The organism is Achromobacter sp. UBA2119 (assembly GCF_002331005.1).
Lineage (GTDB): Bacteria > Pseudomonadota > Gammaproteobacteria > Burkholderiales > Burkholderiaceae_B > Achromobacter > Achromobacter animicus.
Map to the genome: position 1 here is coordinate 634066 of NZ_DCYD01000015.1, position 6121 is coordinate 640186.

At 66.7% G+C, this 6121-nt stretch carries 9 protein-coding genes; 3 read left to right on the plus strand and 6 right to left on the minus strand.

What is annotated here, in order from left to right:
* Window positions 1-77: 77 nt before the first annotated feature.
* Complete coding sequence (locus B3098_RS17370) at window positions 78-203, minus strand: hypothetical protein (RefSeq protein ID WP_255595213.1); 126 nt, start codon at window positions 201-203, stop codon at window positions 78-80.
* Window positions 200-1324, minus strand: coding sequence for a D-alanyl-lipoteichoic acid biosynthesis protein DltD (locus B3098_RS17375; RefSeq protein WP_286898015.1), 1125 nt, complete (start codon window positions 1322-1324; stop codon window positions 200-202). Before B3098_RS17375 ends, B3098_RS17370 begins: the two co-directional genes overlap by 4 nt.
* A gap of 350 nt (window positions 1325-1674) precedes the next feature.
* On the opposite strand from B3098_RS17375, the gene mog reads away from it, so the two are divergent.
* The 3 genes from mog to B3098_RS17390 all read left to right on the plus strand — a co-directional run bounded on the left by mog (window position 1675) and on the right by B3098_RS17390 (window position 3655).
* Window positions 1675-2307, plus strand: coding sequence for a molybdopterin adenylyltransferase (gene mog, locus B3098_RS17380; RefSeq protein ID WP_218343135.1), 633 nt, complete (start codon window positions 1675-1677; stop codon window positions 2305-2307).
* Between the two features lie 137 nt (window positions 2308-2444).
* A complete protein-coding gene (locus B3098_RS17385) occupies window positions 2445-2783 on the plus strand; it encodes a hypothetical protein (RefSeq protein WP_279975375.1) in 339 nt (112 codons plus the stop codon).
* A 5-nt stretch (window positions 2784-2788) separates the two neighbouring features.
* Window positions 2789-3655, plus strand: a complete 867-nt coding sequence (locus B3098_RS17390) for a peptidoglycan DD-metalloendopeptidase family protein (RefSeq protein WP_279975374.1) — start codon at window positions 2789-2791, stop codon at window positions 3653-3655.
* A 77-nt stretch (window positions 3656-3732) separates the two neighbouring features.
* Here the strand turns inward: B3098_RS17390 and B3098_RS17395 are convergent, their stop codons facing one another.
* From B3098_RS17395 to B3098_RS17410, 4 genes are all read right to left on the minus strand, one after another.
* Window positions 3733-4020 (minus strand): hypothetical protein, encoded by a 288-nt coding sequence (locus B3098_RS17395; protein ID WP_175125861.1) that lies wholly within the window; start codon window positions 4018-4020, stop codon window positions 3733-3735.
* 159 nt (window positions 4021-4179) lie between these two features.
* On the minus strand, window positions 4180-4443 hold the full coding sequence (infA, locus tag B3098_RS17400) for a translation initiation factor IF-1 (RefSeq protein ID WP_056570934.1): 264 nt from the start codon (window positions 4441-4443) through the stop codon (window positions 4180-4182).
* Window positions 4444-4977: 534 nt separating this feature from the next.
* Window positions 4978-5517, minus strand: coding sequence for an SRPBCC family protein (locus B3098_RS17405; protein WP_175125862.1), 540 nt, complete (start codon window positions 5515-5517; stop codon window positions 4978-4980).
* Between the two features lie 36 nt (window positions 5518-5553).
* A complete protein-coding gene (locus tag B3098_RS17410) occupies window positions 5554-6006 on the minus strand; it encodes a GFA family protein (RefSeq protein ID WP_191575995.1) in 453 nt (150 codons plus the stop codon).
* Window positions 6007-6121: the final 115 nt, after the last annotated feature.

A 6121-nucleotide genomic window follows, 5' to 3' on the forward strand; every position in this document is an offset into this window, starting at 1 on the left:
GGGGGCGAGGTTCCGGCGAGAATGCCCCGATTATTGCAGATTTATGACCTGTCCCTGAATGAAGCGGCCCCCAAATCTTAGAACTTCGAATACTGGAATTCGATCTCCATGGGCTTGCCCAGATTGGCGGACGTATCCGCCTGGATGACCATCACGGCCAGGATTCCCAGGTACAGCATGCAGAGCCACAGCGTTCTTTTCATGGGCGGAATACCTCGGCGATCTTCTGGTTGACGCGCAGCCAGCCCAGCTCGCCCAGATGCTGCACGTCGCGCAGCGTGCCGACCTCGAAGGGCGCGTCGTACATGTCCATGCAGGTCATCGCATAACGCTGGCACAGGCCGGCGACCTGCTGCTGGATCGGGTCGAACCGGGCCAGGTCGTTGAAGACCATCGGGTGCAGCGGCTGCATGACGAACAGCGCATTGACGTGATGCTGGTGCAGCAGCGCCATCAGCGCGTCAAGTTCGCGCAATTCGTCGCGGCCGGTCAGGGGCTGGCGCTGGTAGGCGGTCTTGCCGCCCTCGGGGATGCTGCGCAGGTACTTGTTGAAGAATTCGTCACGCACGGCGTAGCGGTTGTCCGTCATGAGCGCCTGCTCGGCGGCCTGCGCCTGACCGGCCAGGGCGTCCCAGTCCACCACGCGCGCCGCCGCCGCGGGGCCTTCGCGTTCCCGTTCGGGAATGGGGGCGGCGTAAGCCGGCGCCCACAGGCTGGCCAGCCGTTGACGGAACACGTATGCCTGCTCGGCCGCCATCGACCAGTACACGCCCGCGTCGCCCTTGGATTCCAGCCACCGCAAGACTTCAGACCTGCCATCGGGTTGGCGCAGCAGCCGGGGCAGCAGCGGGTTGGCGTGCTCCTTGAACTCGTCGGGCCCCAATCCGCCCTCTCCGTCGAACCAGCCCGGCGACAGCATCACGACCACGCGCGAGGCCGGCGACAGATCATCGGCCAGCGCCGCCAGCACGAACTGCATGCCCAGCGACTGGAACCCGGAATGGCCGTACGCCAGGACGGGCATCTGCAGCTCGTCGGCCAGGAAGCGGTAGGGCACGAAGCGCAGGTCGTTGCTGGTGAGCTCGGACGACCCCAGGATCACCAGGCGGTCGCCCGTGCGCAGCGCCTGGCTGAGCCGCGACAGATTGCGCGTCTGTTCGTCCAGCGTATTGCCCAGGTTGGGGATGTAGATGCCGGGTGCGGCCGCGGGCACCGGTTCGGTCTTCAGGGCCAGCGTGTGCAGGGCCGCCCAGCCGGCCACGGCCGCGGCGGACAGGGCCAGCGCCGCAGCAAGCGCGTGCTGCCGAAGGGTGCGTTTGAACATGGGAAACCCGAAAATGCGTCGCGCCGGGACAAAGGGGCGGTATTGTTAGCGGATGTTATCCAGCGGTCATGACGCAAACAAGCGCGGGAAACCCTGGGCGGTGCGCCGATTCCCTTTTTTGCGACACTTGGTCCCGGCCGCCCCCCGGCCCGCCCCGGCCACTCCGGCCACTCCGGCCCCCCCGGTCGCACTCCGCTCAGACCCCGCCCGCGCCCGCAGCATGCCGCCCAGCAGAATGCCGCCCAACAGAATGCGATAGCATCGATGTCGCGCGGCCGTCCGGGACCCCTGGCCCGCCGCGCCGCCTGCCGCCGCCGCGGCGCTTCACCGCCGGATTCTTCTCCTACGCCATGACCGACCTTGCCCGTATCGCCCGCAGCCACCCCGACGAACTCATCGTAGGGCTGGTGTCCGTTTCCGACCGTGCCTCCACCGGCGCCTATCAGGATCAGGGGCTGCCCGCGCTGCGCGAATGGCTGGGCGGCGCGCTGGTGTCGCCGTGGCAGGCGGTGGAGCGGCTGATTCCCGACGAGCCCGCCCGCATCTCCGAGACCCTGATCGAACTGGTCGACGGCTGCGGCTGCGACCTCGTCCTGACGACCGGCGGCACCGGCCCCGCCCGGCGCGACGTCACGCCCGAGGCCACGCTGGCGGTCGGCACCAAGGAAATGCCGGGCTTTGGCGAGCAGATGCGCCAGATCAGCCTGCGTTTCGTGCCCACGGCCATCCTGTCGCGGCAGGTGGCAGTCATCCGCGAAACGGACGGCCATGCCGCTCTGATCGTGAACCTGCCGGGCCAGCCCAAGTCCATCCGCGAAACACTGGAAGGACTCAAGGGCGACGACGGCGCCGTGCTGGTGCCCGGCATCTTCGCCGCCATTCCGTATTGCATCGACCTCATCGGCGGGCCGTACGCCGAAACGCGCCCCGAGGTCATCGCGGCCTTCCGCCCCAAGTCCGCCCGGCGGCCCGCGCAAGCGTAGCGCGGGCGACAACGCCGCATCGCCTTGCGCGGTGGCTGGCCGTCGCGGCACACCATGGCGGGGCCTCGCCCCGCCAAGACCGTGCGGTATAGTTGGCCGCCCCGATCAACCCCTGCTGACCGAGAGTTTTCATCGTCATGAAGGTTCGTACCATCCTGTCCCTTACCGCCCTGGCTGCCCTGACGGCCTGCGCCAATGTCAAAGACGTCCGCGACCGCGATCCCGTGTTCTACGGATCCACGCAGCGCACCGCCCAGGACTACACGCAATGCGTGGCGGACGCCTGGAAGGGACTGGACGTCAACTTCGAACAGAAGCCGGTGCGCAACGGGTACGAGCTCGTCCTGCACGGCAGCCTGGGCGTCGAGGCCGTCCTGACGACCACGCACTGGAAGGGCAAGACCGAGGCGCGGCTGTCGACGCGCATTGCCCGCCGCGACCAGACCATCATTGAACCGGCCAACCTGTGCCTGTAAACGTCATGGTTGACCGCCGCGACGTCCTGCGCGCCGGGCTGGCCGCCGCTGCCGTGTGCCTGGCCTGGCCCGCGCGGGCGCAGCAGGCCAGCTACATCACCCGCAAGCTCGACGCCCGCGTGCCGGGCGGCGTGGCCGTGCTGAGCCTGGGCGACGGCGCGGCCGCGCCCCAGGTCACCTACCTGGACCGGCCCGTGCTGGTGGTGCGGGAAGCGGGCAAGCAGTGGATCGCCGTGGTCGGCATTCCGCTTACCGTCAAGCCTGGCCAGGAACAGGTGCAGGTCAAGGACGGCGGCGGCACGCGTCAGGTGGCGTTCACGGTCGGCGCCAAGGATTACGTGGCGCAGCACATCACGCTCAAGAACAGGCGTCAGGTGGATCCGAATCCGGACGACCTCAAGCGCATTGAGCGGGAACTGGCCGAACAGGTCGAGGCCTACCGCGGCTTTCGCGCGGGCGTCACGCCCAGCAACCTGATCCTGGATCGTCCGGTCGACGGCGGTCGCCTGTCCAGCCCCTTTGGCCTGCGCCGCTTCTTCAACGGCCAGGAACGCAATCCGCACTCGGGCCTGGATTTCGCCGTGCCGGCCGGTACGCCCATCAAGGCGCCGGCGGCCGGGGTGGTGGTGCTGGTGGGGGATTATTTCTTCAATGGCAAGACGGTGTTCCTGGACCATGGCCAGGGTTTTGTCAGCATGTTCTGCCACATGTCGGCGATCTCGGTGAAGGTCGGCGACGAGGTGCCGCGCGGCGGCGTGGTGGGCAAGGTGGGGGCGACCGGGCGGGCAACGGGGCCGCACCTGCACTGGAACGTCAGCCTGAACGATGCGCGCATCGATCCGGCGATCTTCATCGGGGCGTTCAAGCCCTGACGCGTATGGGCTTTGACGCGCTCAAGGGTTGACGGGCTCAAGCTCTGACGAGTGCCGCTCTGACGGGGCGGCGACGCTCAGGCCTTCTCGGCCTCGAGCGCGATGCGCTTGAGCACATACTGGTGCATGCGCTCGGCGTATTCCATCTGCTGTTGCACGTTGCGCTGACCGGCTTCCTGGTCGTCCAGGCAGTTGTCGTACTTGGTCTTGGCTTCGGCGTAGGTCAGGCCGGTATTGCGCAGGCTGTTGATGAACGCCTCGCGCGACTGGCGCAGCAGGCGCAGGCCTTCCTCGCCCTTTGCGAAACGTCTTCGCGAGAGGGCAAGCTGATCTGCGGCGGCTTGCAATTCTTCTTTCAGGTCCATCGTGCTTCGTGCGTATCCGGCCTGGCGTTGCGCCAGGCGAGGAGCGCCATTCTTTCATGAACAGGCGATCCACGCATTACGGCAGTGCGCGAATCCTGCTTAAGGATCCGCGAAAAGAGGGAGCCGGGCGCCGGCAAGAAGCCGGCCCGGGCGGCCGGCTTAGCGGCGGTGGTGCTGGGGACGCTGCATCGTGGGGGCGCGCTCGTCCTTGTGGCGGAAATTGATACGGCCCTTGGTCAGGTCGTACGGGGACATTTCCAGGGTGACGCGATCGCCCGCGAGGATGCGGATGCGGTGCTTGCGGATACGGCCCGACGCGTAGGCGCCGACTTCGATGCCGTTGTCCAGTTTGACGCGGTAGCGGCTATCGGGCAGCACTTCGTCAACGATGCCATCCAATTCGATGAGTTCTTCTTTAGCCATCTTCTACTCCTTGATCAAAACGCGCAGGCATGCCTGCGGCATGTCGCGCCGCGCAAGGCGGCAAGCGCGTCGGACTCGGATAAACCGGTCCAGCGGTTTGAACGCAAAAAAACGTTCGGGCAAGCGTGGGTATGGGCCACGGCATCCGGGCGGATGTCTGAAATGGCGGATACTCGCGCCCTGAGGTAAGTGCGCGCGATGCGCGCGGTGGTCGCGGCGGGGGTGCTGCGGGCACCTTGCCGGATGAAGCGGGGTTGCCGAGTCTGCGGCAACGCCGGGCGCCACGGGGACTGCAGCGGCGTTCTGGGCAGTGACGGGGTGCACCCAACAGGGGCAGCCCCAATAAAAAACCGGATCTCGTTCGCGTCGCTGACGTTCATTCAGTAGCGCCCTTTCTTGGGCGCTACAGGTTGGCACGCAGGATGACCGAAGTCCGGTTTTTGCGGAAAAATCACGGGTTTATGTTACTGCAAAGCCGGCGGTTTAGCCAGCTTTTATCCCGGGTTCGGCCGCGATAGTTGCGCTTGAACGACTCTATCGGCGCGGGATGCGGCGCTGGTATTCGGCTTCCCAGGCGGCGTTGGCCGACCAGAAGGGGCCCGGATCGCGTCCGGCCAGACGGGCTGCCAGCACGTTCAAGTGCGTGTGCCAACCGCCCGCCACGTCCACCATGTCATCCCGCGTGGCGAGCTTGCGATGCGTGAGCACCAGCCGCGCGCCGTCGTCTTCAGGGGACACCTCGAAGGTCACTTCGGACGGGGCGCCCGCCGAGCCGCCCCAGGTGTAACTGAGCACGTGCGGCGGTTCGCACCGGGTGATCAGGCCCTGCGTGGTCAGGCCTTCCTCGTAGGGCTTGTAGGCCTCGGGCGTCGGTTCGCGCACGGAGGACAGGTCGGCATGCAGGAACCGCAGGGTGACGCCGCCGCCCTCCATCAGGTCCATGTCGCCGAATGCCAGCCACTGGCCGCGCTTGTCGGATTCCGTCAGCCAGGCCCACACCTCCTGCACGCTTGCAGGCAGCCTGCGCGTGAATTGCAAGGTGGTCGGGTCCAGTACGACGCCGTAGTCGCTCATATCAGTCTCCTGTGAAGTCCGGAGCCGGACGTGGGTTCATCTTCCGTGCGAAAAGGTCAGCGGCGATACCTGCGGCTCGTGCTCCGGGGCTTCGTCCATGGCGCCGGGGTGCTGGGGCAGCGCGTCCGTGATGTCGTACCACGGCGCCTTGCTGGCGACGTGGTAATGCGCCTCGGGCTTGACGCCCGGATCGTCGTCCAGCGCGCCGAGCGGCAGGCCGTAGACGTCGGGCGTCTGGTCAAAGCGGCTGAGCAGCGGTGTGCCGCAAGCCTCGCAGAATCCCCGGTAATTGCCGGGCGACGACGCGTACCAGGTCACGTGGTCTTCGCCCTGCGTCCAGGCGAAATCCTTCGACTGGACCGTCGCTCGGCTGCGGAAGGCCGCGCCGTGCGTCTTGCGGCACATCACGCAATGGCAGTTGAGGGCATCGGTGAGCGGACCGTTGATCTCGTAGGCAACGCGGCCGCACAGGCAGGAACCTTTGATCATGATGAGCGCCAGGCAATGGGGGAAATAGGTCCAATATACCTGCGGCGCCGTCCCGCGACTTCGGCATTTGTGACAGATGTCTTTCAGATCGTTGCCGGGGCGGGCCTTTCCCGGG

Coding starts and splice junctions, on each gene's coding strand:
- B3098_RS17395 (WP_175125861.1), bottom strand. CDS start 4,020: ATGGACCTGAAAGAAGAATTGCAAGCCGCCGCAGATCAGCTTGCCCTC.
- B3098_RS17385 (WP_279975375.1), top strand. CDS start 2,445: ATGAAGGTTCGTACCATCCTGTCCCTTACCGCCCTGGCTGCCCTGACG.
- infA (WP_056570934.1), bottom strand. CDS start 4,443: ATGGCTAAAGAAGAACTCATCGAATTGGATGGCATCGTTGACGAAGTG.
- B3098_RS17410 (WP_191575995.1), bottom strand. CDS start 6,006: ATGATCAAAGGTTCCTGCCTGTGCGGCCGCGTTGCCTACGAGATCAAC.
- mog (WP_218343135.1), top strand. CDS start 1,675: ATGACCGACCTTGCCCGTATCGCCCGCAGCCACCCCGACGAACTCATC.
- B3098_RS17375 (WP_286898015.1), bottom strand. CDS start 1,324: ATGTTCAAACGCACCCTTCGGCAGCACGCGCTTGCTGCGGCGCTGGCC.
- B3098_RS17405 (WP_175125862.1), bottom strand. CDS start 5,517: ATGAGCGACTACGGCGTCGTACTGGACCCGACCACCTTGCAATTCACG.
- B3098_RS17370 (WP_255595213.1), bottom strand. CDS start 203: ATGAAAAGAACGCTGTGGCTCTGCATGCTGTACCTGGGAATCCTGGCC.
- B3098_RS17390 (WP_279975374.1), top strand. CDS start 2,789: ATGGTTGACCGCCGCGACGTCCTGCGCGCCGGGCTGGCCGCCGCTGCC.